Here is a 25,554-nt window from a genome sequence, read left to right as displayed (position 1 = left end):
CATGGCAGGGGCGTGAAGCGCTAGCTCACGCCCCATGACTGCTCCGATCAAGCCTGCCGGCTCTGCCGAAGCCATTGCCGAAGCCGCCGCCATCCTGAAGGCGGGCGGTCTCGTGGCCATGCCGACGGAGACCGTTTACGGCCTGGCAGCCGATGCCGCCAATCCGGATGCCGTCGCGCGGCTCTACGCCGCCAAGGGCCGGCCGCGCTTCAATCCGCTGATCGCCCATGTCACCGGCCCGAAAATGGCCCAACGCATCGCCGAGTGGCCGGAGCTGGGTGCAAAACTGGCTGCGACCTACTGGCCGGGGCCGCTCACGCTTGTACTGCCGAAAAAGCCGGACGCCGCCATCGCCGACATCGCCAATGCCGGGCTCGACAGCATCGCCCTGCGCGCACCGGCGCACCCGGCAGCCCGCACGCTGATCAGCGCTTTCGGCGCGCCCCTGGTGGCACCGAGCGCCAATCCGTCGGGCGCGATCAGTCCCACCACGGCCCAGCACGTCGCCGACGGTCTGGGCGACAAGGTCGATCTGATCCTCGATGGCGGCGCCTGCCCGGTCGGCGTTGAATCGACCGTTGTCGCCATCGACGGCAAGCGCGCCATCCTGTTGCGGCCCGGCGGTCTGGCCCGCGTGCAGATCGAGCCGATCACCGGCCCTCTTGAAGCCCCCGAAGCCGGTGCACCCCTGGCAAGTCCCGGCATGCTCAAAAGCCATTACGCGCCGCATGCGGCGATGCGGCTTAACGCCGGCGAAGCCCGGCCCGGCGAACTGCTGCTCGGCTTCGGAGCCATCGGCGGCCATATCAACCTGTCGGAGGCCGGCGATCTCGCCGAAGCCGCCACACGCCTGTTTGCTGCCCTGCGTGATCTCGACGCACGCGGGCCGGAACGCATTGCGGTTGCGCCCATCCCGGATCAGGGTTTGGGTGAAGCCATCAATGACCGCCTGCAACGCGCTGCTGCGCCCAAGGACAACCCGACGCCATGACCGCTGCCGTAACCCTGCCCGCCGATCTGATCGACAATCTCAAGGCCGCACTCGGCCCGAAAGGCTGGAGCCAGGATCCGCAGGAACTCGAACCGCATGTCCAGGACTGGCGGGGCCGCTACAAGGGCGAAACGCCGATCCTGCTCAAACCGGCTTCCACCGAGGACGTCTCGGCTGTGGTCAGGCTGTGTGCCGAGGCCGGCGTGGCGATCACGCCGCAGGGCGGCAACACCTCGCTGTGCGGGGCGGCGACGCCCCAGGGCGAAGTGCTGATCTCGTTGAAGCGCATGACCGCCGTGCGCGAGATCGACACCGAGAATGATTCCATGACCGTCGAGGCCGGCTGCGTGCTGGAAAGCCTGCAGCAGACGGCGGAAGGCGCAAACCGCCTCTTTCCGCTCTCGCTGGGTTCCCAGGGCTCGGCGATGATCGGCGGGCTGATTTCCACCAATGCCGGCGGCGTCCACGTCCTGCGCTATGGCATGACACGCGAACTGGTCCTCGGCCTGGAAGCCGTACTGCCGGACGGCACGATCTGGTCCGGACTGACAGGCCTGCGCAAGGACAATACCGGTTATGATCTCAAGCAATTGCTGATCGGGGCCGAGGGTACGCTCGGCATTATCACGGCCGCCACGCTGAAACTCTTTCCGCGCCCAGGCCGGATGGAGCTGGCCTTCATCGGCATGAACTCCGTGGACGATGCGGTGAAGTTTCTCGGCATGGCCAAACAGGTTTCGGGCGGCGCCGTAACCGCCTTTGAAGTCATGCCGAATCTGGCGCTGGAATTCGTGCTCGCCCATGTACCGAACACCCGCGACCCGCTGGCAGCGAAACATCCCTGGTATGTCGTGTGCGAGATGAGCTTCGGCCGCACCGAAGGCGCGCGCGAGACCATGGAAGCAGCCCTCGAACAGGGATTCGAGGCCGGCTTGCTGCAGGACGCCGCGATCGCGGAAAATGAAAGCCAGATGCAGGATTTCTGGCGCTTGAGGGAAAGCATCGCCGAGGCGGAACGCAGCCAGGGGATCGCGGTCAAACACGATGTCTCGATCCCGGTTTCCAAGATGCCGGCCTTTATCGACATCGCCACGCAGCGCATCAAAGCGGACTTCCCGGACGGCGTGGTCATCGCCTTCGGCCATGTCGGCGACGGCAATGTGCACTACAATATTGCCTGCCTGGACCCTGCAGCCCGCGAGCGCTTCATGGCGCGCGCGGGCGAGATGTCGAAATGCGTCTACGACACGGTGGACGCGTTCGGCGGATCGATCTCGGCCGAGCACGGGATCGGGATCCTCAAACGCGAGGAGCTGGCCAATCGCAAGCCGATCGACGTGACGGTGATGCGGGCGATCAAGCAGGCGTTGGACCCGAAGGGCATCATGAATCCGCGGGTGCTGTTCTAGACCGTTCTGGACGCCAGGTATTCGCGTCCGAAATCCACCTTGATCGCCGCCCATAGCGGCAGATGGTCGGACATCTGGTGCGTGCGCCAATAGGTCCGGTAATAGAGCGATTTATTGCCCCGCGGCTCGCCCCGCGACGTGGTGTGATAGGCCTCGCCCATGTCGGGCGCGTAGAGCGCCTCGTCATCCTCGCAATAAACGCTGTCGTAGAAATTGAAGGCACCGGCGGCGATGATCTGGTCGCGCGTCAGGTTCGGCGTCATGAAGGCCATCTGATCGAAAAAGCGTTCTTCCCGCCCGACATTGGTGACCTGCTGCAGGCCTTCGGGAATGACGAATCCGGCATCGGTCAGGGCCGAGAAAGTGACGTCATCAGGTGCGAAAATATTGAAGTCTCCCAGAAGGATGAGATTGCGCGCCCAGGCGTGATCCTCCTTTGCCCGTGCAGCCATGAAGCGGGCCAGTTCGCGGATTTCGCGTTCCCGCTCGGGATCATCAGCCCGGCTCTCGCCATAGAGGATATGCACGGTCGACAGCATGAATTTGAACCAGCCGGCCTCGAAACCCACGACATAGGGCGTGCGGGCAAGCTGGCTCGCAGGCGAATAGACCAGTCGGCCCGCCTCGTCGCGCGTCTCGATCGGCGGAATGACGATTTCACCCGCCAGACCGCCAAAGCGCACCTTGCGGCTGTCATAGAGGAAAGCCATCCGCTCCTTATTGCCCCGGGTGCCGTCGGTGACATCGGTCACCAGGTATTTCCACCAGGGACCGAGAAGCTTGCGCAGCCTGTCCAGGGGCGCCGTGTCGAGCCGGATTTCCTGCAGCGCGACAAGATCAAAGCGCGAGATGATCTCGGCGATGTAGTGATAGGGCTCTATCCCGCGCAGACCGTAAGCCGGGCTGTCGAACTCGCGGATGTTCCAGGTCGCCAGCAGGAGGGTGGAGTCCAGCGTCTTGGCGGGAATTTCGGCATCCAGCCGGGCGCCCAGTCTGAGGAGGCGTGCCGCGATGCGCTGTTGCACCGGATCGGCCTTGTCCAAGCTGTAGAAGAACGACATGGGGCACCTCGCAGATTGTCGTGACTGTACAACCAAAACGGGAGGCGCGCCACGTCTTGCACCTCACCGGCATTGGAAAATCCGTGACCGGACATTGAGAAAACTCATGGCGCGAGCGGCGCCCGGTGCCTTTTCCTGCCCTGCCGCCTCCCCTACCTTTGGAGGAGAAGGAGGCCTGCCATGCTGATTCTGCTGTCGCCCGCCAAAAACATGAATTTCGACCCGGTCGAGCGTGAGCTTCCGGCCACACAGCCATCGCTGATCGATGAAACCCGCATCTTGTCGAAGACGACGCGCCAGCTGACAGCGCCGAAGATCAAAGCGATGATGAAGATCTCCGACGATCTGGCGCGGCTCAATCGCGAACGTTTCCAGGCTTTCGATGCCGATGCGCCGGGCGAAAAACAGGCGGCTTTCGCGTTCAATGGCGAGGTCTATCGCGGGCTCGAGGCTGACAGCCTGTCGAACGCCGATCTCGACTATGCCCAGGATCATCTGCGCATTCTGTCGGGCATGTATGGCGCGCTGCGTCCGCTCGATGCCATCCACCCCTACCGGCTGGAGATGGGCCGCAAGCTGCATACGCGGCGCGGTGAAAATCTCTATGATTTCTGGGGCGACCGGATCGCGAAAGAGCTCAACAGCCTGCAGGAGAACAAGGACGAGTCCGTCGTGCTGAACCTGGCCTCGAACGAGTATTTCAAGTCGGTCGACCGGAAAAAACTCAAGGGCCGCGTCATCACGGCGAACTTCAAGGAAGAGAAGGACGGGCAGTTGCGTGCCCTGATGGTCTTCGCGAAAAAAGCGCGCGGAATGATGGCACGCTGGGTCATCCAGAACCGCGTCGAGGATCCGGCCGAACTGCGCAAGTTCGATCTGGGCGGCTATCGTTTCGAGGCTGATGGCTCCAGCGAGGACGAATTGCTGTTCACGCGTCCCCAGCCGGCTGCGGCTAAGGCGGCGTAGAACGCTGTATTCCCCGCATACGTGCGATGTGTTATCCTCCAAGGGCCGCGGGAGATGGCTGCCACCACCTCCCTTGGCCGCCCTTCAGGCGATGGAGAGCCGGATCAACAGGGTCCACCCGCCGATCCGTCTTCTCCTCACCAAAAGGACGAGGCAGCATTTCGGAAACCGAAACATTGCTCCCTCCTTGGATTGCGCCGGCCTCCTGGGCCGGCGTTTTCATTCTTGCACAGAAAACCCGCAATGGTTGTGTTTTCGGAAAAGCACACCAACTGCGTTTCTTGACCCGGCCTCCGGCCTGCCGTTTCTTGCGCGGAGCACAAACTTGAAAGGTGGTTCATGTCTTCCATCCGCACCGATCTGACCGGCCAGGTGGCCATTGTCACGGGCTCCACGAGCGGCATCGGCGCCGCCATGGCCGATGCGCTGGCTGCCAATGGCGCCCACGTGATCATCAACGGTTTGGGCGATGCGGATGCGATCGAGAAAGAGCGCGCCGGGATCGCGGAGCGGCACGGCGTCGAGGCCCGTTACCACCCCGCCAACATGCTGAAATCCAACGAAATTTCCGACATGGTGGCGTTCGCCGAGCGGGAGTTCGGGCGTCTCGACATCCTGATGAATAATGCCGGTATCCAACATGTCGCGCCGGTCGATGAATTCCCGGAAGACAAGTGGGATGCGATCATCGCCATCAACCTCACCTCGGTCTTCCACGGCGCCAAGGCGGCCCTGCCGATCATGAAGCGTCAGGGCAAGGGGCGGATCGTCAACCTCGCCTCGGCTCATGGCCTCGTCGCTTCGCCCTTCAAGTCAGCCTATGTGGCGGCCAAGCACGGGGTGATGGGCTTCACCAAGACGCTGGCGCTGGAAGTCGCCGAACAGGGCATCACCTGCAATGCGATCTGCCCGGGCTATGTGAAGACGCCGCTGGTGGAGAACCAGATCGCGGACACCGCCAGGGCGCGCGGCATCTCCGAGGAGGACGTGGTGCGCGACGTCATGCTGGCCGCCCAGCCGACCAAACAATTCGTCACCTATGACCAGCTCGCCGGTGCGCTGCTCTATCTTGTCTCCGACGCGGGAGCCAATATGAATGGGTCCTGGATCAGCGTTGACGGTGGATGGACCGCGAAGTGACATTGCACACACATAAGGGTGACACAGGGACGACATACGGGTGATGTCCGGCCACCATCCGGATACATATGCGCCCCGTCCCGTCGCCGGCGCCGGCATCGTGGTTTTCCGCGGCGAGGAGGTGCTGCTGATCCGGCGCGGCAAACCGCCCTATGAAGGCGAGTGGTCGCTGCCCGGCGGCAAGATCGAATATGGCGAGACCGCCGCCGAAGCCGCCCTGCGTGAACTGGCCGAGGAGACCGGCACGACCGCGCGGATCGCCGGCCTGATCGATGTCATCGATTCCATCGGCGCGCGCGAACCCGGCCGGCCGGGCGACTGGCACTATGTGCTGGTCGATTTTGCCGGCGTGTGGACCGGCGGCGAGCCGGTCGCTGCTGACGATGTCAGCGAGGCCGGTTTCTTTCCCTATGACGAGGCCGTGGCGATGACCCGCTGGGACAAGACGCGGGACGTGATCGGCCGGGCCCGGGCGATTGTCGACGCCCAGGCAGATCCAGCCTTGAGCGCGCCACAATCGGCGTCATGATGCGCGCCATGATCCCGACGCGTCTCCTGCTTGCGGCCGCCCTGGCCATGGCTTTTCCGACCCTCGCGGAAGCACAGAAGCCGTCGCGCGAGCCGGCGCAGGGCGAGGCCCGCTTCGAGCAGGATCTCGACCTCGACCGCACCCTGCCTTTTCTCGCCTATACGCTGGGCGAGCTGCACTATCTGGCCTATGCCTGCGAGGGCGACAATGCCCAGCAATGGCGCGACCGCATGGTCGAACTCCTGGCCATGGAAGCCTCGGACAATGGCCGCCGCCGCGACCGGCTGATCGAAAGTTTCAACGAGGGCTATCGTTCGCAGCAGCGCTACCGGGCCCGGTGCGGCGCCGAGGCCGACGCGGAACGCCGCGCCCTCGCCCATCGCGGCCGTGACCTGTCGGACATGATGCGCTCGGCGTATTTCGACTGAGGCAAAGCGCTTCTCAAGGCGTTGCAGTATTGAAGTTCCGCAAGACCCGGTAGGTGATCGCGGTATTCGTGGCCTCGATTATTTCCAGCTGCGCACCCTGATATCCGATCAGCGCCGAGGCGGAGAGATCGTACTCCACGGCATTGGAGAAGGCGGGCCGGGCCATGTTTCCCGCGAATTCGCGGTATCCGATATTGATGCGGTCCCCGACGCGCCCGTTATAGATCAGGGTCTGCTGGAAGGAGTTGTCGCGTTCCAGAACGCGCTCGGTGCGTTCGAAGGCGCGGTCCCGGCAGGCCCGGATGTTGAACGCCGTCACGACACACAGCTGGCCGGCCTCATCGCCGGCCTGGATCGAAACCGGCGGGTCCATGAAGGCACCGGCGATCAGCCCGCCCGGCGCTGTCGAGCCGAAGACGAAGCCGTGATAGGTATGGGTCTCGTCCTGCCCGGTCTGCGGATAGAAACCGCCCTGCAGCGTATAGCCGCCGATCTGTGTTCCTGCGGGGACGTCGATGCCCTGCGTCCGCGTCACCTCACCCTGCGCCAGCAAGACATCGCCGACCCGCGCTGTGACCGTTTCGCCGATCGGCGGGCGGCTGAAGGCACTGCGTTCCGGCACGTAATTGTGCTGCGGTGTCGCGCAGGCAGCCAGCGCGATCGCGATTATTCCCAGACCTGCCAAGCTTGCCGCGCGCATCCTGCCCTCCCCGACAGACCATGCCAGACAAGCACAGGAAGGCCCGAGAAACAACCTTTAATTGTTTATTTTGGATAAGCACTTTTTGGAACGCGGGACACAGCCACCGAATGTCCCGTTTCAAATTTCTTCGTGACCGTCTATTCATGCCCGGACGGGAATGAGGGGACAGGATGCCGGATCGCCGTTCACAACTGGAATCCTTGAGTATCGACCGCGATGAGCCGGAGGGCCGCGGCGGCGTACCTGTCGGTGTGACAGCGGTGATCGCTCTGGTGGTCGCCGGACTATCCGCCGGCGGAACCTGGTATTTCACTCGCAGCGACGCGCCCGATCCGGCGCCTGCAGCGCTACAGCCTGCCACACCCCCACCGGCCAGCGAGCCGGCCACGCCGGCTGCCGCGAGCACCGAGCGCACACCGCGTTCGTCCGGACTGGTCGCGACCGGCTATGTCGTGGCACGGCGCCAGGCGACGGTGTCGGCCGAGATCACCGGCCGGATCAGCGAAGTGCTGGTCGAGGAAGGCACAGTGGTCGAGGCCGGCGAAGTGGTCGCCCGGCTCGACGATGACAGGGCCCGCATCCAGCTGCAATTGCTCGAGGCCCAGCGCGAGGCCGCCCAGGCGCGCGCCCGCTCCCTCATGGCCCAGCTGGCCGAGGCCGAGCGCGTGTTCGAGCGCGCGCGAAACCTCGCCGACCGGGATATCGGCTCGCAGGCTGCCGTCACCGCGGCTCGCGCCCAGGCCGACAGTCTGACCGCCCAGATCAATGCCGCCCGCGCCGACTACCAGGCCGCGTCCGCCCAGGTCGCCAGCCAGGAAGACCTGATCGACCGGCATGTCGTGCGCGCGCCCTTTGCCGGTGTCGTTGTCGCCAAGAATGCCCAGGTGGGCGAGATCCTGTCCCCGGCCTCGGCCGGCGGCGGTTTCACCCGGACCGGGGTCGCCACCCTGGTCGACATGGCCTCGCTGGAGATCGAGGTTGATGTGAATGAAGGCCAGATCGGCCGCGTCTCGCCGGGCCAGCGCGTGGAAGCGCGGCTGGATGCCTATCCGGACTGGCGGATTGCGGCCCATGTCGAGGCGATCATTCCGACCGCCGACCGCGCCCGCGCCACCATCCAGGTGCGTGTCGCCTTCGACGAGCGTGACGACCGGATCCTGCCGGAAATGGCGGCCCGCGTGATCTTTGTTGAGTAAAAGAACTTTATTTTGTAAAGTTAAAACCGAACACGATGACGGCGCCCGCTCCGGGGAGGAGACGGGCGGACCGGGAGGACTGACACGATGACATCGCTCTACGAACTCAAGGACCTGTCCAAGCGCTACACACGCGGCAAGGAGAGCATTACCATTTTCGAAGAGCTGACCATGTCGATCCCGCAAGGCGATTTCATCGCCATCATGGGACCGTCCGGCTCGGGCAAGACGACACTCCTGAACCTGCTGGGCGGTATCGACCGGCCTTCTTCCGGTTCGGTGGAGTGCGAGGGCGTGCGGGTGGACAAGCTGTCGGAAGGCAAGCTGGCCAAGTGGCGCTCGCAGCATGTCGGCTTCATCTTCCAGTTCTACAATCTCATGCCGACGCTTACCGCGGCCCAGAATGTCGAGCTGCCGCTCCTGCTGACCAAACTCTCCGGCAAACAGCGCAAGGACCGCGTTGCAACCGCCCTCGACGTGGTGGGCCTGGCGGACCGCAAGGGGCACCGGCCGCGCCAGCTTTCCGGCGGTCAGCAGCAGCGCGTCGCGATTGCCCGCGCCATCGTTGCCGACCCGAAAGTGTTGTTGTGCGACGAGCCGACCGGTGACCTCGACCGCGCCTCCGCCGACGAGATCCTGGAAACGCTGCAATTGCTGAACAAGCAACTCGGCAAGACCATCGTCATGGTCACGCACGACCCGTCAGCCGCAAAGTACGCTCAGCGCGAACTGCATCTGGACAAGGGCCGCTTCATCGAGGCCAAGGCGGAGCCGGCGCAATGAACGATCTCACGCTGATCCGGAAGAATCTCTTCCGCAAGAAGCTGAGGGCGATCCTGCTGACCCTGTCGATCCTGATCGCCTTCCTGATTTTCGGCGTGCTGGGCGCCTTCTACAAAGTGTGGAATTCCGGCGCCGAGCTGGCGGCCGACAACCGGCTGGTCACGGTCAACCGGATCAACTTCACCGTCACCATGCCCTATGCCTATTGGGGCCGTGTCCAGGCCATCGAAGGCGTCGAAGCCGCCAGTTTCGCCAACTGGTTCGGCGGCTATTACCAGGAACCGACCCGGCAGGTTCAGACCTTCGCCGTCGATCCGGAAAGCTATCTCAACGTCTACCCCGAGCTCGTCTTCGAGCCGGACCAGCGCGCGGCCTTCATCGCCAACCGCACCTGTCTGGCGGTCGGGCGCGACATTGCCGACTTCTATGGCTGGTCGCTGGGCGACCGCATCCCGCTGCTCTCGAATATCTGGCAGAAGTCGGATGGCAGCGCGTCCTGGGAGTTCGATATCTGCGCCGTGTTCGACGGGCGGGAGGACTACCCGGCCAACTACGCGATGTTCCACTACGAGTATTACAACGAGGATCTGGCCTTCAATCAGGACCAGATCGGCTGGATCGTGATCCAGACGCAGAGTGCGGATCTCAACACCGCCGTGGCCGATGCAATCGACACCATGTTCGCCAACTCGCCGGCCGAAACGGAAACCGCGACCGAGGCGGCCTTCTCGGAAGGCTTCGCCAACCAGTTCGGCAATATCGCGCTGATCCTGCTCTTCGTGGTCGGCTCGGCCTTCTCGACCATTCTGATCATTGTCGGCTTCACCATGGTGACCGCCATCAATGAGCGGACCGGCGAGATCGCGGTGATGAAGACACTCGGCTTCCCGGCGCCGCGCATCTTCCGCATGGTCCTGTCGGAATCAGTGATGCTGTCGCTGGTCGGCGGCCTGCTCGGCCTCGGCCTGGCCTGGGGCATGGTTTCCCTCATCGCCGCCGCGCCGGGCGTGTCGGCCTTCCTGCCCGGGCTCTCCATGCCGCAGAACGTGTTCATTGGCGGCATCGTGCTCGCGATCCTGCTCGGCCTGCTGACCGGCATCATTCCCGCCATCAATGCCCAGCGCGTGAAGATCGTCACCGCGCTCGGCAAGCAATAGGAGACGCGCCATGTTCAAACAGATCGGCGCCGTCACGATGATCAATCTGCGCTCCATCCCGCAGCGCGCCGGCCTGTCGCTGGCCACGATCATCTCCATTGCCCTGGTTACCGGCGTCCTGCTGGGCTTCCTGGCCATGTCCAACGGCTTCCGGGCCACCCTGCAGGGCACCGGGTCCGAGAATGTCGCCGTCGCCCTGCGCGCGGGCTCCCAGGCCGAACTCAATTCCGGCCTGTCCAGCGAGGACGTCCGCCTGATCGAGGAAGCCCCCGGTGTGGCGCGGGACAGCGAAGGCCGCCCCCTCGTCTCCGGCGAGCTCTATGTCATCGTCGACGGCACCAAGCGCGCCTCGGGCACGGATGCCAACCTGCCGCTGCGCGGCGTGGGGCCGCAGGCGCTGTCCCTGCGTGAAGGTTTCGAAATGGTCGAGGGCCGCATGTTCGAGCCGGGCACCAACGAGCTGGTCGTCGGCGCCTCGGTCCTGCGCGAGTTTTCCGGCTTCGATATGGGCGAGACCATCCGCCTGGGATCCAATGAATGGGTCGTCGTCGGCATTTTCTCGACCGGCGGATCCGTGTTCGAAAGCGAGATCTGGGCGGATATTGCCGTGATCCAGAACCTCTATAATCGCGGAACTGCCGTGCAGTCCGTGCGCGCCCGCCTGACCTCCGTCGAGGCGATCGAGGAATTGCGGACGTGGGCCGAGGACGAGCCGCGGGTCAATCTGGACATCGAGAGCGAGACCGACTTCTTCGCCAGCCAGGCCGGTGGCACCGCCGTGCTGATCGAATTCGTCGGCTGGCCGCTGGCCATCATCATGGCGATCGGCGCCCTCGCCGGGGCCTGGAACACGATGTATTCCTCGGTCGATACCCGCATGCGCGAAATCGCCACCCTGCGGGCGATCGGCTTTTCCGGCTTCGCCGCCGCCGTTGGCACAATGGTGGAATCGGTTGTGCTGGCTGCCCTGGGCGGCCTCGTCGGCGCGCTCGCCATCTATCTTTTGTTCAATGGCGTCTCGGCCTCCACGCTGGGCTCGGGCTTCACCCAGGTGGTCTTCTCCTTCGCCGTGACCGGCGGATCGGTGATTGCCGGCATGGTGATGGCGGTCGTGATCGGCTTCCTCGGCGGCCTCGTCCCCGCCATCCGCTCGGCCTATGTACCCCTGCTGACAGTGCACCGGAGCGAGTAGCGATCTTCCCTCCCCATGAAATGGGGAGGGGGACCGCGAAGCGGTGGAGGGGCGCCGCGCGATAGCGCGGCGGAACGCCCGTTTCAGGCGTCGTCGCTCTTCCTCCTTCGCCTCTGGCTCCGGAGGCCCCTTCGACCCGATGCTGCGCATCGGCCCACTTCCCCAACTCTCGTTGGGGAAGAACAATTACCCGTAATACGCATCCTCGGCCGCGCGGAGTTTTTCCTCGTCCTTGTGCGGGGGGAGGATTTCCATTTTTACGTGGCGGCGGCGATTGGTGGAGATGACGAAGAAGCGCTTGTCGGGATGGTCCAGCTTGCTCTCGAGCATGGCCGATGTGATCAGGTCGACATTCTTCAGATCATCGTCCGACATGCCGAACGAGTGCGGCAGCTGACGGCCATACTGTTCCAGCCCCATCTCGACGCATTGCCGGATGGCGCGGCGCTTCAGACCGGCCGTGGTGAGATGCGGGCCCAGCTCCTCCCGGATTTCCGGATTGGAGCAGGGATAGATCGCCAGATAATTCGGCTCTTCGGGCAGGTGCCCGTGTTCGACGAGAAGTTTCAGGCCTTCGCGGATGGTCTCGCGGGAGTGCTGGCGCGCCGTGATGATCGCCACAGGGCGGCGCTTGAGCACGGCGTATTTGAAAATCTCCCAGGACGGGCCCTTCCAGCTGGCGGTATCGAGCGCCCGGCGCACATCACGCAGCAGGTATTCCTCGCCATTGCGGTCCTTGCCGTCGGCAAACTCGCGATAGGCGCGCGCCGGCGGATCGGCCCAGTCTTCCCACAGGCCCGGCACGCCGAGATAGGCCTTGATGTCCTCATACTCGTGCTGGCGCATCGCCTGCTCTTCGCCGGTCATCGTGTTGAGCAGATGGATCCGGGTCGGCAGGTGGAGAATGTTCTCGTCGATATCGAAAAAGTAGAAGCTCTGGCGATCCACGCGGACTGTCCTTGCTCGGTAGCGCTGTCGGTTTCAGCGCCGCATACCGGCGCACAGCGCCCGGTTCAATACTCGGCGTAGGATTTTTCTTCCACGATGGTCGAGCCCAGGAGGAGATTGATCTCCTTTTTCAGGGCCGCGCGCTTGTCATTGGTGACATAGACGGCGCGGGCCAGGCGGATGAATTCCTCGCCGAAATCGCCATTGCGCTCGCAGTCGCGGATATCGTCCTCGATCTCCCACAGCGCCTCGTTGACGGTTTTCAGCGCATCTTCCAGCCGCACCATCTCGTCGCTCTGCGGCACTTCTGCGGCCTGGGTCTTCTGCAGGATGTCCAGCTCGGTGCGGACATTCTTCAGCTTCGCCTCGTCGCCGATGCGCTCGGACTTGATGCGCAGAATGGTGATCTTGTCGATCAGCTCGCCCGGCGCAATGGCCGTCATGATGGTCGTGGTCACGGGGGTTGTCCTGTCCTAGCTGCGTTTCGGCAGCGCTTCCTGGAAGATGACGGGTTCGCCGGCGCCTTCGGTCACCAGGGCGCCGTCGCGCATGACGCTCTTGCCGCGCACGATGGTGCCGACGGGCCAGCCGGTGACGGTCATGCCGGCGAAGGGCGTCCAGCCGGATTTGGAGGCCGACCAGTCATCGGTGATCTCCACCGAGCGCTTCATGTCGATCAGGGTAAAGTCGGCATCCCAGCCAGCCGCCATGCGGCCCTTGCCGGCAATGCCGAAAATGCGCTGGGCGCCGTGCGAAGTGAGGTCGACGAAGCGCTCGATGGTCAGCCGACCGGCATTGACATGGTCCAGCATGATCGGAACCAGGGTCTGCACGCCGGGCATGCCGGACGGGCTGGCCGGATAGGGCTTGGCCTTTTCCTCCAGCGTGTGTGGGGCGTGGTCCGAGCCGATCACATCGACAATGCCGCGCTGCAGGCCGCGCCACAGGCCGGCGCGATGATGGGCGTCGCGCACGGGCGGGTTCATCTGGGCACGCGCCTTGATGCGCTCGTAGATCTCCGGGCCTTCCAGGGTGAGGTGCTGGGGTGTGGCTTCCACCGAGGCGACGTCTCGGTGAGCGGCCAGGAAGTCCATCTCCTCGGCCGTCGAGACGTGCAGCACATGGATGCGCTTGCCGGTCTTGCGGGCCAGGCGCACCAGGCGCTTGGTGGACAGGATGGCGGCCTCGGCATCACGCACCACCGGGTGGCTGGTCCAGTCGCCCTCGACCGCCAGGCTGCGGCGCTCTTCCAGCCGGTATTCGTCCTCGGAGTGGAAGGCGGCGCGGCGCGAGATCGCGTTCAGCACGCGCTCGACGCCTTCATCATCCTTCACCAGCAGCGAACCGGTAGAGGCGCCCATGAAGACTTTCACACCGCAACAGCCGACCATGCGCTCCATCTCCGGCAGCACATCGGAATTCTCCGACGTCGCCCCGGCATAGAAGGCATGGTCGCAATGCATGCGGTTCTTCGCACGGGCCAGCTTGTCCAGATGCATGTCCGGCGAGGTGGTGGTGGGTTCGGTATTCGGCATTTCGAACACCGCCGTCACACCGCCCATCACGGCAGCGAGCGAGCCGGTTTGCAGGTCTTCCTTCCACTCCATGCCCGGTTCGCGGAAGTGCACCTGGGTATCGATCACGCCGGGTACGACCAGAAGGCCGGTACAGTCGATCGTGTCGGCCGCCGAGGCTTGCGAGAGATCGCCGATCTCCACCGTCTTGCCGTCGATCACGCCGATATCGGCAACGCCGCGTCCATTGTGATTGACGACATCGCCGCCCTTCAGGATCAGGTCGAATGTCCGGCTCATGGCTTGGTCCTTTCGAACAGGCTTCGGGCTGCATCATATACCGTATCGACGGCGAGGTCCGCGAGCAGGCTTTCCGGGTGTTTGCGCCGGTCGCCATGGGCGCGGTCGATCTCGTCGAATGTGGCCGGGCCGCGCACCGCCTCGCAATGATCGCCCCAGGGCGCATAGCAGCGGTCGTCGGACGGGCCGAACAGACCCAGCGTCGGCGTGCCCATCGCAGCCGACATGTGCATCAGCCCGCTATCATTGCCGACATAGAGGCGCGCCCGCGCCAGGCAGGCAGCGGTTTCCGGCAGGCCCAGGCCCAGCAGGTCAATGAAGTCGAATTCCGGCAGGGCGTCATAGATCGGCTGGGCATAGGCGGCATCGTGCGGCCCGCCCAGCATCACCACCCGTGCGCCCGGCATGACACCGTCCGGCCCGGTGAAGCGCAGGATGAACTCGGCGAATTTCTCCGGCGGCCAGACCTTGAAGATCCATGAAGCGGACGGGCAGATCGCCAGATAGTCATGCCCCTCGGGCATGTGTTCCAGCGCCGCGGCACGATCGGCCTCCGGCAGCCACAGGCCCGGATCGGGCGGTGTGTCCTCGAGCCCGAGAACGCTGGCCGCCTCGATCACCTTGTGCACCGGTTCGTCCGCCTGGCGCAGGATGCGGCGCTCGCGCGCGCGCAGCAGCCAGGCCGTCGCCGAACAGCGCAGATCCACGACCAGATCCCACTCAGTCCCCACCGTCTGGCGCCACAGGTCGAACCAGTGGCCGCCGGCCGGCTTCTTGGCCATGACGATGATCCGCTCCAGCCGCGGCACGGCAGCAAAGAGCGAGGCCGCCAGGGGGCCGCAGGCAATGGTGAAACGGGCATCCGGACGCGTTTCGACGAGATGGTTCAGCACCCCGGAATTGATGATGGCGTCACCGATCCGGGTCGAGGTGATGAAAAGCACGCGTTCCATGCTCGCCGCAATAGCGCGCATGGCGGGACTTGGCCAGACGCGAACACAATGCCATATGCCATTGCATGACCCTGCCCGATACCCCGCCCCGCCGCCTGCCCGGCCGCACCGTGATCTCCGTCGCCGGAGACGAGGCCCGCAGCTTCCTGCAGCGGGTGATTACCGCGGATGTCACCGGCGTCGAGCCCGGCGAATGCCGGCCCGGCGCGCTCTTGACACCGCAGGGCAAGATCCTCGTCGATTTCATGATTTTCGCCGAGGCCAATACGGTTTGGCTGGACGTGCCTGAAGCCCCGGCCGAAGGGCTGGCGAAACGCCTCACCCTGTTCAAGCTGCGGGCCAAGGCCGAGATCGTCCTGAACACCGATCTGGCCGCCGTGTGGGCGACCGCGCCCTTCCCCGGTTCGGCGCCCGATCCGCGCCTGGGCGGCCGTATCCATCGCGGCATCGCCCGCGCCCTGGAAGCCGGCGAGGACAAGCCGTTGGACGCCTATGAGTTCGAGGCCGGCGTGCCCGCCTTCGGACGCGACTATGGCGAAGCGGAGGTCTTCCCCACCGACGTCAATCTGGACGTCTATGGCGGGGTGGGCTGGAAGAAGGGCTGTTTCATCGGCCAGGAAGTCGTCTCGCGCATGAAGCGCCGCGGCACGATCCGCAAGCGCTCCATCCCCGCCGTCTTCGCCGGCGAAGCGCCGCCGCGCGGCACCGCCGTGATGGCCGGTACGACCAAGATCGGCGCGATCAGCGCGTCGGCCGGACACACGGCGATCGTGCTGGCCCGGATCGACAAGCTGGGCGAAGTCGACCGCCATGCCGAGGCCGATGGCCAGCAGGTGCATCTGACCATCGATGAGGCGCTGTTGCCGCCCGTTCCGCCACAGCCGGTCGGCCGCGCTTGATTTTGCGGCCCTGAACGTCCATCACCCGCGCCAGTTTCAGGAGATGCTGCCCATGTCCACGCTCTGGCGCCTTGTCGCGCATGCCGATTTCGCGATCCTCGCCGAAGCCGTCGAACGGCTCGACGCTGCCGCGTCGGCCCCGGCCCTCTCCTGGTCACTGTTCGAGGATGGTGACAGCGCGCGGCTGGACGTGCTGTTCGAAACCATGCCCGATATCGACACTTTCCGCGAGATCTGCGGTCTGACCGAGGCCGTGCCGGTGGAATTCGGCCCCATGCCGGAAGAAGACTGGGTGCGCCTGTCGCTGGAGGGGCTGAAACCGGTCGAGGCCGGGCGCTTCACCCTGTTCGGCGCCCATGACCGCGATGCGGTCGCGGCCGGCCAGACCGGTATCGAGATCGAGGCCGGCCCCGCTTTCGGCACCGGCCATCACGGCACGACGCGCGGCTGCCTGATGGCCTTCTCGGACATGCTGGCGGCCGGCGAGCGCCCGGCGACCGTGTTCGATCTGGGCTGTGGCACCGCCGTGCTGGCGATCGCGGCCGCGAAAGTCCTGCCGGACGCCGAGGTGGTGGCTTCGGACATCGACCCGGAAGCGGTCGAGGAAAGTGCCGAGAACTGCACCAAGAATGCGACGCCGGAGATCGACTGCTTCGTCGCCGAAGGTCTCGACCATCCCAAACTCGCCGGCCGGCAGTTCGAGCTGATCTTCGCCAATATCCTCGCCGGCCCGCTGGTCGATCTGGCGCCGGGCATCGCCCGGGCCCTGACGCCGGGCGGCAAGGTGATCCTGTCCGGCCTGCTGACCGAACAGGAAGCCCGCGTGCGCGAGGCCTACACGGATGCAGGCCTCACTGTGACGCGGCGCGAGCCGATCGAGGGCTGGGAAACCCTGATCGCCACGCGGCCGGCCTAATCCTCAGCCGCTGCGGGGGTAATGCCGGCGAACAGATCGGCCAGCGTGACCGCCAGCGCTTGGAGATTCTCGCCGTCATAATTACCGGTCAGGGCGACGGAAACCTGCGGCTCCAGATAGACGATCAGGAAGGCCCGGCCGCCCGGTGATCCGCCGGAGTGCGCGGCATAGGTGAGGTTCACCTCTTCCGCCCGGCCGGCCCAGTAAGCCGGTCCCTCGGCCAGCACAGCCGGATCGACGATCTCGCCGCGATAAAGCGCGGCCCCGGTTTCGGCCAGATCGCGGGCACTGGCCAGAAGCCCGCCCCCGCCAAACTTGCACTCCGCCGACAGGTCTTCATAGGCCTGCCAGTCACCCGCCTCGCCGACCCAGCCCGTGGCCTTGCCGGCATTCTCGCGGTCGGTGTGCGCCCGGTAGGCCTCGCCCAGCACGTCCTGCATCGCTGCATCGAAATCCGCCTGGCCGGTTAGCGTGACGAGCAGATGGCTGAGCAGCACATAGCCGAATGTCGTGTAGCCCGGCGTCGCGACCAGCGGATCGTCGATGAAATGCCCCAGTGCGTCGGCCGGCAGGGCACAGCGGCGGTCGGAAAAGCCGATCCAGTCGGCTTCGGATGTGTAGTGCCGCACGCCGGCGCTGTGATCGAGCAACTGGTAGACCGTTACGCCGTCATAATGCGCCGGCAGGTCCGGATCGATCGTGCGGACCGGCGTGTCGAGATCCAGACGCCCGTCCTGCTCCAGACGCAGATAGGCCAGCCCGGTGAGCATTTTGGCGATCGAGTAGAAATTATAATCCGTCGCGGTAGCGTCCTGCGGCTGACGCGCCTGACCGCCCTCGGCCTCCCAGACGATGGCATCGCCCACCATCACGGTGGCGTTGAGTGCGGGATAGCCTTGGGCAACGGTATCGAAAGCGGCCTGGGCCGCGCTTTCCACCCGCGGCTCGACGGCCTGCAGCGAAACCGCCGCCCACAGGGCCATGGCGGTGGATGTAACTGACATCAAGTCTCGTCTCCTGTTTCCGGCACGGCACCCCTGCCGCGCTTGCCGAGGCCTGATGCAGGCCCCTGCTTGCCCCGGACAGGAAAAACGGGCGAATTGCTCGCATGGCGGATGGATGGCTCAGCACGACGCACAGCACCCGCCCGGGGCTGGAAGTCCTGGGCGCACTGCTGCTTGCGCTTATGAGCCTGGTCTTCCTGCCCGGCCCCGGGCTCGACGCCGTGGCGCCGGCCCGCGTGCAGATGATCGATACGGATGCCGGCCTTGAAGCCCTGTCTGGAGCGGACCTTCCCGGATCGCCGATCCACTATCACGCCATCGAACGCCCGGCCGGCATCGCCTGGATGGTCTGGGATGACGTGCCCCTGCCCGATGACGGCACGCCGCCGGCCGTAAGCCTGATCGGTCCGCTGTCGGCCACAATCCATTTCAACGGCGTCGTGATCGGCCGCAAGGGCGAGCCGGGTGCGACACGGGACGCGGAAACCGCCGGCCCGATCGACAGTCTCTACGCCATTCCGCCCAGCCTCATCCGGCCGTCGGGCAACCGGATCGCCATCCGCTTCTCCTCTCAGCGCGCCGGCTATACGCCCTATGCGGTGGTGCACGGCCTGTTCGTGACGCCCTATGCCTCCGATCCACGGCGCTCGATCCGCTATTACCTGCCATTGACCGTGATGGGCGGAAGCCTGATCGCCCTGATCGCCAGCCTCGTGGTGCGCACGCGCACCACCGGCGACCGGCGCGGCCTGTGGCTGGTGGCGGCTCTGGCCGGCCTCGTCCTGGCAGGCGCGGCCGAGATATCCCGCTCGCTGATCAATTATCCCTATGACTGGCACCAGCCACGCCAGGCCGCGAGCCTGGCCGGGCTGGTTGTCTTCGGCACGTGCTGGCTGCGCTTTGCACAGGAGCGCTGGCCAGCGACGGCGCGTATCGCGACAGCCTGGCTGGCCGCCACGCTGGCCGCCGTGACCGCGAGTGCCGTTCTGGTTACGGGGTATGATGGCAAGTCCGCCTTTGCCCTGGCCACGCTGATGGCCTCATCAGCGATCTGGCTGGCCTGGCGCGGCGGACCGGCCGAGCGACCGATCGTGCCAGGACTGCTGATCATGTCGGCCTATGCACTGTGGCAGCCGGCCGACATCATCGACCGCGGCGTCTATGCCTTTGTGCTGGCGCTGCTGGGCGTCTTCGCCCTGCGGCACAGGGACTATCTCCTGCCAGACCCCGAACCGCGCCAACCACGCTTTGCACTGGAGACCTCGGGGCGCACCGTTCTGGTCGAGCCCGATAGCATCGCCTATCTCAAGGCCGCCGGGAATTACACCGAAGTGCATATGGCGTCCGGCGGCCAGCATTTCGACAACCGCAATCTGCGGACCCTGCTGGACGCACTGCCGGGCGGCTTCTTCCGGCTGCACCGCAGCTATGCGGTCAATCTCGGCCAGGCTGCGGCAATCACCTCAGCCGAGGGCAGCCGTTATCATCTGGAGACAACAGACGGCACCCGGATTCCGGTCAGCCGCAGCCTCGTCGCAGAGCTGCGCCGCCGCCTCGGCAGCGCCTGACCCTGCACAGTGAGCCTTACTTCCGCTTTGCGCTCAGGCCGGCGCCGGCCAGGAAGGCGTCGACATCGGTGGTGCGCGGCTGGGTGCGCACGCCAGCACGCTCGCGCGACCGGTCGAGAGCGCGGTTGATCATGGCGTTGGCATTCATGTGACGCCAGTCGTCGATCCCGTAGAACATGGAAAACTCCCTTGGTTTACGGGGCCTTTCCCATGAGTTTGTGCGATGCACAATCTGCGTCCCGGCAATTCGCCCCTGCACAATCGCATGGCTGGGCGGAAGGCCTGCTGCGACAAGGATTGAACCCGTTCGCGCGCAGGCATACCTTCCGCGCCATGACCCAGATGATTTCCCAGACTTTCGACGTTAAAGGCGGCCCGCACTATGGTCGCGAGAACGTCCCGAAGATCCGCGCCGCCCTCGACGAGCTCGGCCTGGACGGTTTCCTGATCCCGCACGAGGACGAGTACGACAATGAGTACCTGCCCGACTGCAATGAGCGCCTGTTGTGGGCGACCGGGTTTTCCGGCTCCGCCGGCGCCGCCCTGGTGATGAAGGACCGCGCCGCGGTCTTCGTCGACGGGCGCTATACCCTGCAGGTGAAAAACCAGGTCGATGGCGAGATTTTCGAATACGCCGACCTCGTGGAACAGGGCATGGCCGGTTGGATCGAGGACAAGGGCAAGTCCGGTGAGACAATCGGCTATGACGCCCGCCTGCACTCGCCCGCCGCGCTGCACCGTCTGCAGGTGGCCGCGGACCGGGCCGGTGTGACCCTGGTTCCGGTGAGCGAGAACCCGGTCGACCGGGCCTGGACCGACCGTCCGGAACCGCCGATGACGCCGGTCATCCCGCACCCGATCGAATATGCCGGCGAGGATCACGGCTCCAAGCGCACCCGGATCGGCGCGATTGTCGGCAAGGACGGCGCCGATGCCGCGGTGATCACAGCCCCGCCCTCGATCGCCTGGCTGTTCAATGTGCGCGGCAGCGACGTGTCGCGCTCGCCCCTGCCCCTGTCGGCCGCGATTATCGACAAGGACGGCACGGCTACTTTCTTCGTCGCGCCGGAAAAGATCACCGACGAGACCCGTGCGCATCTGGGCAATGAGATCGCGCTGCGTCCGGAGAGCGAGTTCGGGGCGGGCCTGGCCGAGTACACCGGCAAGACCGTGCGCGTCGATCCGACCACAGCTTCGGCCTGGGTGCTGGAAAGCCTGCGCGGCGGCGGTGCCGAGGTGCAGCAGGCCGAAGATCCGGTGATGCGGCCCAAGGCGCGCAAGAATGCCGCCGAGATCGAGGGCGCCCGCCAGGCGCATATCCGCGATGGCGGCGCCATCGTGCAATTCCTGCACTGGCTGGACACGTTCGCCCAGTCCGGCCAGGTCGACGAGATCGAGGCCGCCCAGAAGCTGGAAAGCTTCCGCAAGCAATTGCCGGAATTGCGCGACCTCTCCTTCGACACGATTTCCGGTGCCCAGGGCAATGGCGCCTTTGCGCACTATCGCGTCTCCGAAGCGACCAATCTGAAACTCGCCGAAGGCACGCTCTACCTGGTCGACAGTGGCGGCCAGTATCCCGACGGCACGACGGATATCACCCGCACCGTGCCGATCGGCGCGCCGACGGCAGAGATGCGTACCCAGTTCACGCGCGTGCTGAAGGGCCATATCGCCCTGTCCATGGTGCGCTTCCCCAAGGGCACCACGGGCACCCAGCTCGACGTGCTGGCGCGCTTCCCGCTCTGGCAGGCCGGGTTCGACTATGACCACGGCACCGGCCATGGCGTGGGCAGCTTCCTGGGTGTGCATGAAGGGCCGCAGCGGATTTCCAAGGCCGCCAATACCGTGCCGCTGGAGCCGGGCATGATCGTCTCGAACGAGCCGGGCTATTACAAGGCGGACGGCTATGGCATCCGGATCGAGAACCTGCAATTCGTCACCGACGCGGCCGATATTGCCGGCGGCGAGCGGCCGATGCTGGGCTTCGAGACGTTGACCGTGGCGCCGATCCACAAGGGTCTGATCGACACGCATCTGCTGACCGCCGACGAGCTGTCCTGGCTGGACAGCTATCACGCCATGGTGCGCCAGCGCGTGCTGCCGCTGGTCTCCGGTGATGTGGCTGACTGGCTGCTCAAGGCGACCGAACCGCTGGCCGGCGCCACCCCGTGATCCGCACCGGCCTTGTCATCATCACAGCAGCCGCCCTTCTGGGCGGCTGCTTTTATTCGGACCGGGCCCTGATCGGCCGGTTCGCGGCCGACTTCCCGCTGGAAGAAGGCCTTTATGCGCACACGCCCAACCATCCCGACGGCCGCCCCTTCGACCGGCCGATGTGGACGGGTCATGTGGAACACCGCGGCGGGCGCTATCATTCCGATGTCGCCAACTTCCCCCATGAAGGCGTGCGCCTGCGCGAGATCGCGCCGGGCCTCTATGCCGGCATGAAACAGAGCGACGATGTGTGGCTCTACGGCCTGGTCTATGTCTATGAGGGCGGTGTCGCCGCCTATCACCAGCCGCAATGCGATGACCTCGCCGAAGCCGATCGCAATCGCTACGAGATCTTCGAGGACGAGGTCGAACCCGGCACCTGCCGCCTGGAAGACTGGGACGTGCTGGAAGCCGTGCTGCTGAGCTATGTCGCCGGGCTTGACGGCGATCTGCCGGTGGACGGGGTGTACCGGCGGGTGGAGGAGTAGGGGAAAGGGGCTCGCCCCGCTTGCGGGGGAGCTGTCCGCGTCAGCGGACTGAGGGGGCGGTGCGCAGCGGCGCCGAGCGCGGCAGCGCGCACTTACCCCCTTCGACCTCACCCGGCCCCGGGGACCGGGCTCGGCCACTTCCCCCGCTGACGCAGGGGAAGCCTTTTCACCCTTCCCCGATCAGCACGAACCACGCGTCCTCGGTGAGGGTTTCCACGCCCAGCTCGGCGGCTTTCTTCGCCTTTGACCCAGCGCCGGGGCCAGCGACGAGATAATCCGTCTTGCCCGAGACCGAGCCGGAGACCTTGGCGCCGAGCGATTGCGCCTTCGCCTTCGCCTCGTCGCGCGTCATGCGTTCCAGCGTGCCGGTGAAGACGACCGTCTTGCCGGCGACGGGGCTGTCATTGGCGACGGCTTCGGCGTCCTCGATGGTGAGTTCGGCCACCAGCCGGTCCAGCAGATCGCGATTGTGCTGTTCGGTGAAGTACTGGTCCAGCGCCTCGACGGCGGCATTGCCGATGCCGTCAATGCCCAGCATCTCGGCCCGCACCGTCTCGTCAGCCAGGTTTTCCGCGGCCGTCCTGAAGGCGGTCCAGCTGCCATAGGTCCGCGCGAAGAGCTGGGCGGTGTTCTCGCCGACATGGCGGATGCCCAGCGCATTGATGAAACGGCCCAGGGCAATGGTGCGGCGGCTGTCGATGGCGGCGAAGAGATTGCCGATACTCGTCTCGCCGAAGCCTTCGCGCTCCTGCAGGGGCGGCGTGATGTCGCCGGCCTCATTACGCTGTTTCAGGGTGAAGATATCGGCCGGTTCGCGGATCAGGCCCTCTTCGTGGAACATGTCGATCTGCCGCGTGCCCAGGCCTTCGATATCGAAGGCCTTGCGCGAGACGAAATGCTTGAGCCGCTCCTTCAGCTGGGCGGCGCAGATCAGCCCGCCGGTACAGCGGCGCACCGCGTCCAGCTTGCCGGTCTTGGGATCATGCTCGCGCAGCGCCTGGCTGCCGCAGACCGGGCATTCGGCCGGAAACTCGAAAGGCGCGGCCCGGTCCGCCCGGTCCGGATCGACCACCCGCACGATTTGCGGGATCACATCGCCGGCGCGCTGGATCACCACCGTGTCGCCGATGCGGATATCCTTGCGCTCCAGCTCGTCCTGATTGTGCAGGGTGGCATTGGTGACGACCACGCCGCCGACCGTGACGGGCGTCAGCCGCGCCACCGGCGTCAGCGCGCCGGTGCGGCCAACCTGGATGTCGATGGCCTCCAGCACGGTGGTGGCCTGTTCGGCGGGGAATTTGTGGGCGATGGCCCAGCGCGGCGCGCGGGCGACAAAGCCCAGTCTTTCCTGCCAGTCCAGCCGGTCGGTCTTGTAGACCACGCCGTCGATATCATAGCCCAGCGTGGCGCGTTTCGCCTCGATATCGCGATAGACGGCGATGAGGTCGTCCACGCTCTCGCAGCGCTTCATCAGCGGATTGGTGGGGAAGCCCCAATCGCCCAGGCGCGCAACGGCGTCGAGCTGGGTTTCGGCCAGCGGCGCACTCACCTCGCCCCAGGCATAGGCGAAGAAACGCAGCGGACGCTGGGCCGTCATGGCCGGATCGATCTGGCGCAGCGAGCCGGCGGCGGCATTGCGCGGATTCTTGTAGGCCGGCTTGCCCGCCTCTTCCTGCCGCCTGTTGAGCGCGGCGAAATCCTCATGCGACATATAGACTTCGCCGCGCACTTCCAGCACGTCCGGCCAGCCGGAACCCGGCAGGGTTTCCGGGATGTCGTCCAGCGTCAGCAGGTTGGCGGTGACATCCTCGCCGGTCTGACCGTCGCCGCGGGTGGCCCCATGCACGATGCGGCCCTTCTCATAGCGGATTGAGGCGGACAAGCCGTCGATCTTCGGCTCGGCCGTGATCGCCACGGGCGCGTCCTCTGCCAGCCCCAGAAAGCGCCGGATGCGGCCGACGAAATCCGCCACATCCTCGTCATTGAAGGCATTGCCCAATGACAGCATGGGCACGGCATGGGTGATCTCGCCGAACTTGCCGGAGGGGGCCGCACCGACCCGCCGGGTCGGGCTGTCAGCATCAGCCAGTTCGGGAAAACGCGCCTCGACCGCTTCCAGACGTTGGCGCAGCGTGTCGTAGGCCGCGTCGGAGATTTTCGGCGCGTCATTCTGGTAATAGGCCTTGTCGTGAGCCGCGATTTCCTTGGCCAGCCGCTTGTGCTCGGCCCGCGCCTCCTCGGCGGTCAGCTGGTCGACATCCTTGAGTGCGCTCATGGCCCGCTCCGCTCGAATCCTCACCATCCATATTTGGCGGGAAGCGCGGCAAAGGTCGAGACTTGGAGATGGCTTTGCCTCAGCGCCGGAGCACACCGGGACGCGTCCGTCCCGGTGTGCTCGGCCCGGACCGGGTCAGGCGTTCGTGCCGTTATCGACGACGAGTTCAGCCCCGGTGACACTGCGCGCATCCGGCCCGGCCAGCCAGGCGACCATCGCGGCAACATCGTCCGGCTCGCTGAAACGGGAAATGGCCATGCCCCGGCGCTGCGCATCGGCGAAGTCGCCCTGGGCGGGGTTCATGTCGGTATCTGTGGAGCCCGGATGCACGATGTTCGCCGTGATGTTGCGGCCGCCAAAGTCACGGGCCAGGCCCTTGGCGAGACCGGTCAGGGCTGCCTTGCTCATCGCGTAGAGCGTCATGCCCGGGCCCGGAACGCGCTGGGCGATATTGCTGCCGGTGAAGATCAGACGGGCGCCGTCCGGAAGGTGGGGCTCGGCGGCGAGCACGGCCGCGTAGGCGGCGCGCACATTGATGGACATCGTGGTTTCGTAGGCAGCCATGCCCAGCTCGCTGACCGGGCCAGCCTGCAGCACGCCGGCATTGTTGACCAGAATGTCGATGCGTCCCAGCTGGCCAGCGGCCTCACGCACCGCGGCCTCCACCGCCCCAACATCGCGATTGTCCGCCTGCAAGGCGATCGCCGTGCCGCCCGCACTGCCGATCTCGGCGACCAACGCGTCGGCCTTTTCGCGGGACGCCGCATAGGTGAAGGCCACGTGCGCGCCGGCATCGGCCAGGCGCCGCACGATGGCCGCACCGATCCCTCGGCTTCCGCCCGTTACAAGAGCGGTCTTTCCGGCAAGTGAACTCATGAGAAACTCCATAATGTAATGATCGATACATATATAAGTGGAGA

Annotated in this window: 25 protein-coding genes; 15 read left to right on the top strand and 10 right to left on the bottom strand. The window is 65.5% G+C overall.

Features of this window, described 5'->3' with window-relative positions:
* Window positions 1–34 precede the first annotated feature (34 nt).
* Window positions 35–991: an L-threonylcarbamoyladenylate synthase gene (locus tag ACXAJV_RS07575; protein WP_475083797.1), complete on the top strand. Its 957-nt coding sequence runs from the start codon at window positions 35–37 to the stop codon at window positions 989–991.
* Complete coding sequence (locus ACXAJV_RS07570) at window positions 988–2,400, top strand: FAD-binding oxidoreductase (RefSeq protein ID WP_475083796.1); 1,413 nt, start codon at window positions 988–990, stop codon at window positions 2,398–2,400. Before ACXAJV_RS07575 ends, ACXAJV_RS07570 begins: the two co-directional genes overlap by 4 nt.
* On the opposite strand, the gene ACXAJV_RS07565 is transcribed toward ACXAJV_RS07570, so the two are convergent.
* On the bottom strand, window positions 2,397–3,461 hold the full coding sequence (locus tag ACXAJV_RS07565; protein ID WP_475083794.1) for an endonuclease/exonuclease/phosphatase family protein: 1,065 nt from the start codon (window positions 3,459–3,461) through the stop codon (window positions 2,397–2,399). The genes ACXAJV_RS07570 and ACXAJV_RS07565 overlap by 4 nt on opposite strands.
* A 180-nt stretch (window positions 3,462–3,641) precedes the next feature.
* Between ACXAJV_RS07565 and yaaA the strand changes: the two genes are divergently transcribed.
* From yaaA to ACXAJV_RS07545, 4 genes are all read left to right on the top strand, one after another.
* Window positions 3,642–4,427, top strand: a complete 786-nt coding sequence (yaaA, locus tag ACXAJV_RS07560) for a peroxide stress protein YaaA (protein WP_475083792.1) — start codon at window positions 3,642–3,644, stop codon at window positions 4,425–4,427.
* Between the two features lie 339 nt (window positions 4,428–4,766).
* Window positions 4,767–5,567 (top strand): 3-hydroxybutyrate dehydrogenase, encoded by an 801-nt coding sequence (locus tag ACXAJV_RS07555; protein WP_475083790.1) that lies wholly within the window; start codon window positions 4,767–4,769, stop codon window positions 5,565–5,567.
* A gap of 43 nt (window positions 5,568–5,610) precedes the next feature.
* Complete coding sequence (locus tag ACXAJV_RS07550) at window positions 5,611–6,096, top strand: NUDIX hydrolase (protein ID WP_475083788.1); 486 nt, start codon at window positions 5,611–5,613, stop codon at window positions 6,094–6,096.
* A gap of 8 nt (window positions 6,097–6,104) precedes the next feature.
* On the top strand, window positions 6,105–6,524 hold the full coding sequence (locus ACXAJV_RS07545) for a TIGR02301 family protein (RefSeq protein WP_475083787.1): 420 nt from the start codon (window positions 6,105–6,107) through the stop codon (window positions 6,522–6,524).
* 13 nt (window positions 6,525–6,537) lie between these two features.
* Here ACXAJV_RS07545 and ACXAJV_RS07540 read toward each other — a convergent pair whose 3' ends face one another.
* Window positions 6,538–7,224 carry a hypothetical protein gene (locus ACXAJV_RS07540; protein ID WP_475083785.1) on the bottom strand — a complete coding sequence of 229 codons (687 nt, stop codon included), beginning with the start codon at window positions 7,222–7,224 and terminating at the stop codon, window positions 6,538–6,540.
* A 173-nt stretch (window positions 7,225–7,397) separates the two neighbouring features.
* Here ACXAJV_RS07540 and ACXAJV_RS07535 point away from each other — a divergent pair, with 173 nt between their 5' ends.
* The 4 genes from ACXAJV_RS07535 to ACXAJV_RS07520 all read left to right on the top strand — a co-directional run bounded on the left by ACXAJV_RS07535 (window position 7,398) and on the right by ACXAJV_RS07520 (window position 11,555).
* Window positions 7,398–8,423 (top strand): efflux RND transporter periplasmic adaptor subunit, encoded by a 1,026-nt coding sequence (locus ACXAJV_RS07535; RefSeq protein WP_475083783.1) that lies wholly within the window; start codon window positions 7,398–7,400, stop codon window positions 8,421–8,423.
* An 87-nt stretch (window positions 8,424–8,510) separates the two neighbouring features.
* Window positions 8,511–9,206 (top strand): ABC transporter ATP-binding protein, encoded by a 696-nt coding sequence (locus tag ACXAJV_RS07530; protein WP_475083781.1) that lies wholly within the window; start codon window positions 8,511–8,513, stop codon window positions 9,204–9,206.
* Window positions 9,203–10,363 carry an ABC transporter permease gene (locus tag ACXAJV_RS07525; protein WP_475083779.1) on the top strand — a complete coding sequence of 387 codons (1,161 nt, stop codon included), beginning with the start codon at window positions 9,203–9,205 and terminating at the stop codon, window positions 10,361–10,363. The genes ACXAJV_RS07530 and ACXAJV_RS07525 overlap by 4 nt, the downstream gene beginning before the upstream one ends.
* 10 nt (window positions 10,364–10,373) lie before the next feature.
* Window positions 10,374–11,555, top strand: coding sequence for an ABC transporter permease (locus ACXAJV_RS07520; RefSeq protein ID WP_475083777.1), 1,182 nt, complete (start codon window positions 10,374–10,376; stop codon window positions 11,553–11,555).
* A gap of 186 nt (window positions 11,556–11,741) precedes the next feature.
* Here ACXAJV_RS07520 and ACXAJV_RS07515 read toward each other — a convergent pair whose 3' ends face one another.
* The 4 genes from ACXAJV_RS07515 to ACXAJV_RS07500 form a co-directional block, all read right to left on the bottom strand.
* Entirely contained in the window at window positions 11,742–12,503 is a 762-nt protein-coding gene (locus ACXAJV_RS07515; RefSeq protein WP_475083775.1) for a hypothetical protein, read from the bottom strand.
* A gap of 65 nt (window positions 12,504–12,568) precedes the next feature.
* On the bottom strand, window positions 12,569–12,961 hold the full coding sequence (locus tag ACXAJV_RS07510) for a DUF6165 family protein (protein WP_475083773.1): 393 nt from the start codon (window positions 12,959–12,961) through the stop codon (window positions 12,569–12,571).
* 15 nt (window positions 12,962–12,976) lie between these two features.
* Window positions 12,977–14,317: a dihydroorotase gene (locus ACXAJV_RS07505; protein ID WP_475083771.1), complete on the bottom strand. Its 1,341-nt coding sequence runs from the start codon at window positions 14,315–14,317 to the stop codon at window positions 12,977–12,979.
* Window positions 14,314–15,291 carry a glycosyltransferase family 9 protein gene (locus tag ACXAJV_RS07500; RefSeq protein ID WP_475083769.1) on the bottom strand — a complete coding sequence of 326 codons (978 nt, stop codon included), beginning with the start codon at window positions 15,289–15,291 and terminating at the stop codon, window positions 14,314–14,316. The genes ACXAJV_RS07505 and ACXAJV_RS07500 overlap by 4 nt, the downstream gene beginning before the upstream one ends.
* 44 nt (window positions 15,292–15,335) lie before the next feature.
* On the opposite strand from ACXAJV_RS07500, the gene ygfZ reads away from it, so the two are divergent.
* Window positions 15,336–16,169, top strand: a complete 834-nt coding sequence (gene ygfZ / locus ACXAJV_RS07495) for a CAF17-like 4Fe-4S cluster assembly/insertion protein YgfZ (protein WP_475083767.1) — start codon at window positions 15,336–15,338, stop codon at window positions 16,167–16,169.
* A gap of 52 nt (window positions 16,170–16,221) precedes the next feature.
* Entirely contained in the window at window positions 16,222–17,085 is an 864-nt protein-coding gene (locus ACXAJV_RS07490) for a 50S ribosomal protein L11 methyltransferase (protein WP_475083764.1), read from the top strand.
* On the opposite strand, the gene ACXAJV_RS07485 is transcribed toward ACXAJV_RS07490, so the two are convergent.
* Complete coding sequence (locus tag ACXAJV_RS07485; RefSeq protein WP_475083762.1) at window positions 17,082–18,089, bottom strand: serine hydrolase domain-containing protein; 1,008 nt, start codon at window positions 18,087–18,089, stop codon at window positions 17,082–17,084. The two genes, ACXAJV_RS07490 and ACXAJV_RS07485, sit on opposite strands and share 4 nt — an antisense overlap.
* A 104-nt stretch (window positions 18,090–18,193) precedes the next feature.
* On the opposite strand from ACXAJV_RS07485, the gene ACXAJV_RS07480 reads away from it, so the two are divergent.
* On the top strand, window positions 18,194–19,657 hold the full coding sequence (locus ACXAJV_RS07480) for a LytTR family DNA-binding domain-containing protein (RefSeq protein WP_475083760.1): 1,464 nt from the start codon (window positions 18,194–18,196) through the stop codon (window positions 19,655–19,657).
* Between the two features lie 16 nt (window positions 19,658–19,673).
* Here ACXAJV_RS07480 and ACXAJV_RS07475 read toward each other — a convergent pair whose 3' ends face one another.
* Window positions 19,674–19,835, bottom strand: a complete 162-nt coding sequence (locus tag ACXAJV_RS07475; RefSeq protein ID WP_475083759.1) for a hypothetical protein — start codon at window positions 19,833–19,835, stop codon at window positions 19,674–19,676.
* Window positions 19,836–19,990: 155 nt separating this feature from the next.
* Between ACXAJV_RS07475 and ACXAJV_RS07470 the strand changes: the two genes are divergently transcribed.
* Both ACXAJV_RS07470 and ACXAJV_RS07465 read left to right on the top strand, forming a co-directional pair.
* Window positions 19,991–21,829 (top strand): aminopeptidase P family protein, encoded by a 1,839-nt coding sequence (locus tag ACXAJV_RS07470; RefSeq protein ID WP_475083756.1) that lies wholly within the window; start codon window positions 19,991–19,993, stop codon window positions 21,827–21,829.
* Window positions 21,826–22,359: a hypothetical protein gene (locus ACXAJV_RS07465; RefSeq protein ID WP_475083754.1), complete on the top strand. Its 534-nt coding sequence runs from the start codon at window positions 21,826–21,828 to the stop codon at window positions 22,357–22,359. Before ACXAJV_RS07470 ends, ACXAJV_RS07465 begins: the two co-directional genes overlap by 4 nt.
* Before the next feature lie 166 nt (window positions 22,360–22,525).
* Here ACXAJV_RS07465 and ligA read toward each other — a convergent pair whose 3' ends face one another.
* Together ligA and ACXAJV_RS07455 are read right to left on the bottom strand one after the other, a co-directional pair.
* The gene (gene ligA, locus ACXAJV_RS07460) at window positions 22,526–24,634 is read right to left on the bottom strand and encodes an NAD-dependent DNA ligase LigA (RefSeq protein ID WP_475083752.1); all 2,109 of its coding nucleotides are present in this window, start codon (window positions 24,632–24,634) and stop codon (window positions 22,526–22,528) included.
* 135 nt (window positions 24,635–24,769) lie between these two features.
* The gene (locus tag ACXAJV_RS07455; RefSeq protein WP_475083749.1) at window positions 24,770–25,510 is read right to left on the bottom strand and encodes an SDR family oxidoreductase; all 741 of its coding nucleotides are present in this window, start codon (window positions 25,508–25,510) and stop codon (window positions 24,770–24,772) included.
* Between the last annotated feature and the right edge of the window lie 44 nt (window positions 25,511–25,554).

Source organism: Maricaulis sp. ABE4_448, assembly GCF_056160825.1.
This window is presented reverse-complemented; position numbering and strand designations above follow the sequence as displayed.

What these genes read in the sequence shown, in the direction of transcription:
- ACXAJV_RS07480 (WP_475083760.1), top strand. Translation starts at nt 18,194, where the DNA reads ATGGCGGATGGATGGCTCAGCACGACGCACAGCACCCGCCCGGGGCTG.
- ACXAJV_RS07575 (WP_475083797.1), top strand. Translation starts at nt 35, where the DNA reads ATGACTGCTCCGATCAAGCCTGCCGGCTCTGCCGAAGCCATTGCCGAA.
- ligA (WP_475083752.1), bottom strand. Translation starts at nt 24,634, where the DNA reads ATGAGCGCACTCAAGGATGTCGACCAGCTGACCGCCGAGGAGGCGCGG.
- ACXAJV_RS07545 (WP_475083787.1), top strand. Translation starts at nt 6,105, where the DNA reads ATGATCCCGACGCGTCTCCTGCTTGCGGCCGCCCTGGCCATGGCTTTT.
- ygfZ (WP_475083767.1), top strand. Translation starts at nt 15,336, where the DNA reads ATGACCCTGCCCGATACCCCGCCCCGCCGCCTGCCCGGCCGCACCGTG.
- ACXAJV_RS07505 (WP_475083771.1), bottom strand. Translation starts at nt 14,317, where the DNA reads ATGAGCCGGACATTCGACCTGATCCTGAAGGGCGGCGATGTCGTCAAT.
- ACXAJV_RS07570 (WP_475083796.1), top strand. Translation starts at nt 988, where the DNA reads ATGACCGCTGCCGTAACCCTGCCCGCCGATCTGATCGACAATCTCAAG.
- ACXAJV_RS07535 (WP_475083783.1), top strand. Translation starts at nt 7,398, where the DNA reads ATGCCGGATCGCCGTTCACAACTGGAATCCTTGAGTATCGACCGCGAT.
- ACXAJV_RS07490 (WP_475083764.1), top strand. Translation starts at nt 16,222, where the DNA reads ATGTCCACGCTCTGGCGCCTTGTCGCGCATGCCGATTTCGCGATCCTC.
- ACXAJV_RS07525 (WP_475083779.1), top strand. Translation starts at nt 9,203, where the DNA reads ATGAACGATCTCACGCTGATCCGGAAGAATCTCTTCCGCAAGAAGCTG.
- ACXAJV_RS07520 (WP_475083777.1), top strand. Translation starts at nt 10,374, where the DNA reads ATGTTCAAACAGATCGGCGCCGTCACGATGATCAATCTGCGCTCCATC.
- ACXAJV_RS07565 (WP_475083794.1), bottom strand. Translation starts at nt 3,461, where the DNA reads ATGTCGTTCTTCTACAGCTTGGACAAGGCCGATCCGGTGCAACAGCGC.
- ACXAJV_RS07470 (WP_475083756.1), top strand. Translation starts at nt 19,991, where the DNA reads ATGACCCAGATGATTTCCCAGACTTTCGACGTTAAAGGCGGCCCGCAC.
- ACXAJV_RS07555 (WP_475083790.1), top strand. Translation starts at nt 4,767, where the DNA reads ATGTCTTCCATCCGCACCGATCTGACCGGCCAGGTGGCCATTGTCACG.
- ACXAJV_RS07500 (WP_475083769.1), bottom strand. Translation starts at nt 15,291, where the DNA reads ATGCGCGCTATTGCGGCGAGCATGGAACGCGTGCTTTTCATCACCTCG.
- yaaA (WP_475083792.1), top strand. Translation starts at nt 3,642, where the DNA reads ATGCTGATTCTGCTGTCGCCCGCCAAAAACATGAATTTCGACCCGGTC.
- ACXAJV_RS07550 (WP_475083788.1), top strand. Translation starts at nt 5,611, where the DNA reads ATGTCCGGCCACCATCCGGATACATATGCGCCCCGTCCCGTCGCCGGC.
- ACXAJV_RS07455 (WP_475083749.1), bottom strand. Translation starts at nt 25,510, where the DNA reads ATGAGTTCACTTGCCGGAAAGACCGCTCTTGTAACGGGCGGAAGCCGA.
- ACXAJV_RS07485 (WP_475083762.1), bottom strand. Translation starts at nt 18,089, where the DNA reads ATGTCAGTTACATCCACCGCCATGGCCCTGTGGGCGGCGGTTTCGCTG.
- ACXAJV_RS07540 (WP_475083785.1), bottom strand. Translation starts at nt 7,224, where the DNA reads ATGCGCGCGGCAAGCTTGGCAGGTCTGGGAATAATCGCGATCGCGCTG.
- ACXAJV_RS07530 (WP_475083781.1), top strand. Translation starts at nt 8,511, where the DNA reads ATGACATCGCTCTACGAACTCAAGGACCTGTCCAAGCGCTACACACGC.
- ACXAJV_RS07475 (WP_475083759.1), bottom strand. Translation starts at nt 19,835, where the DNA reads ATGTTCTACGGGATCGACGACTGGCGTCACATGAATGCCAACGCCATG.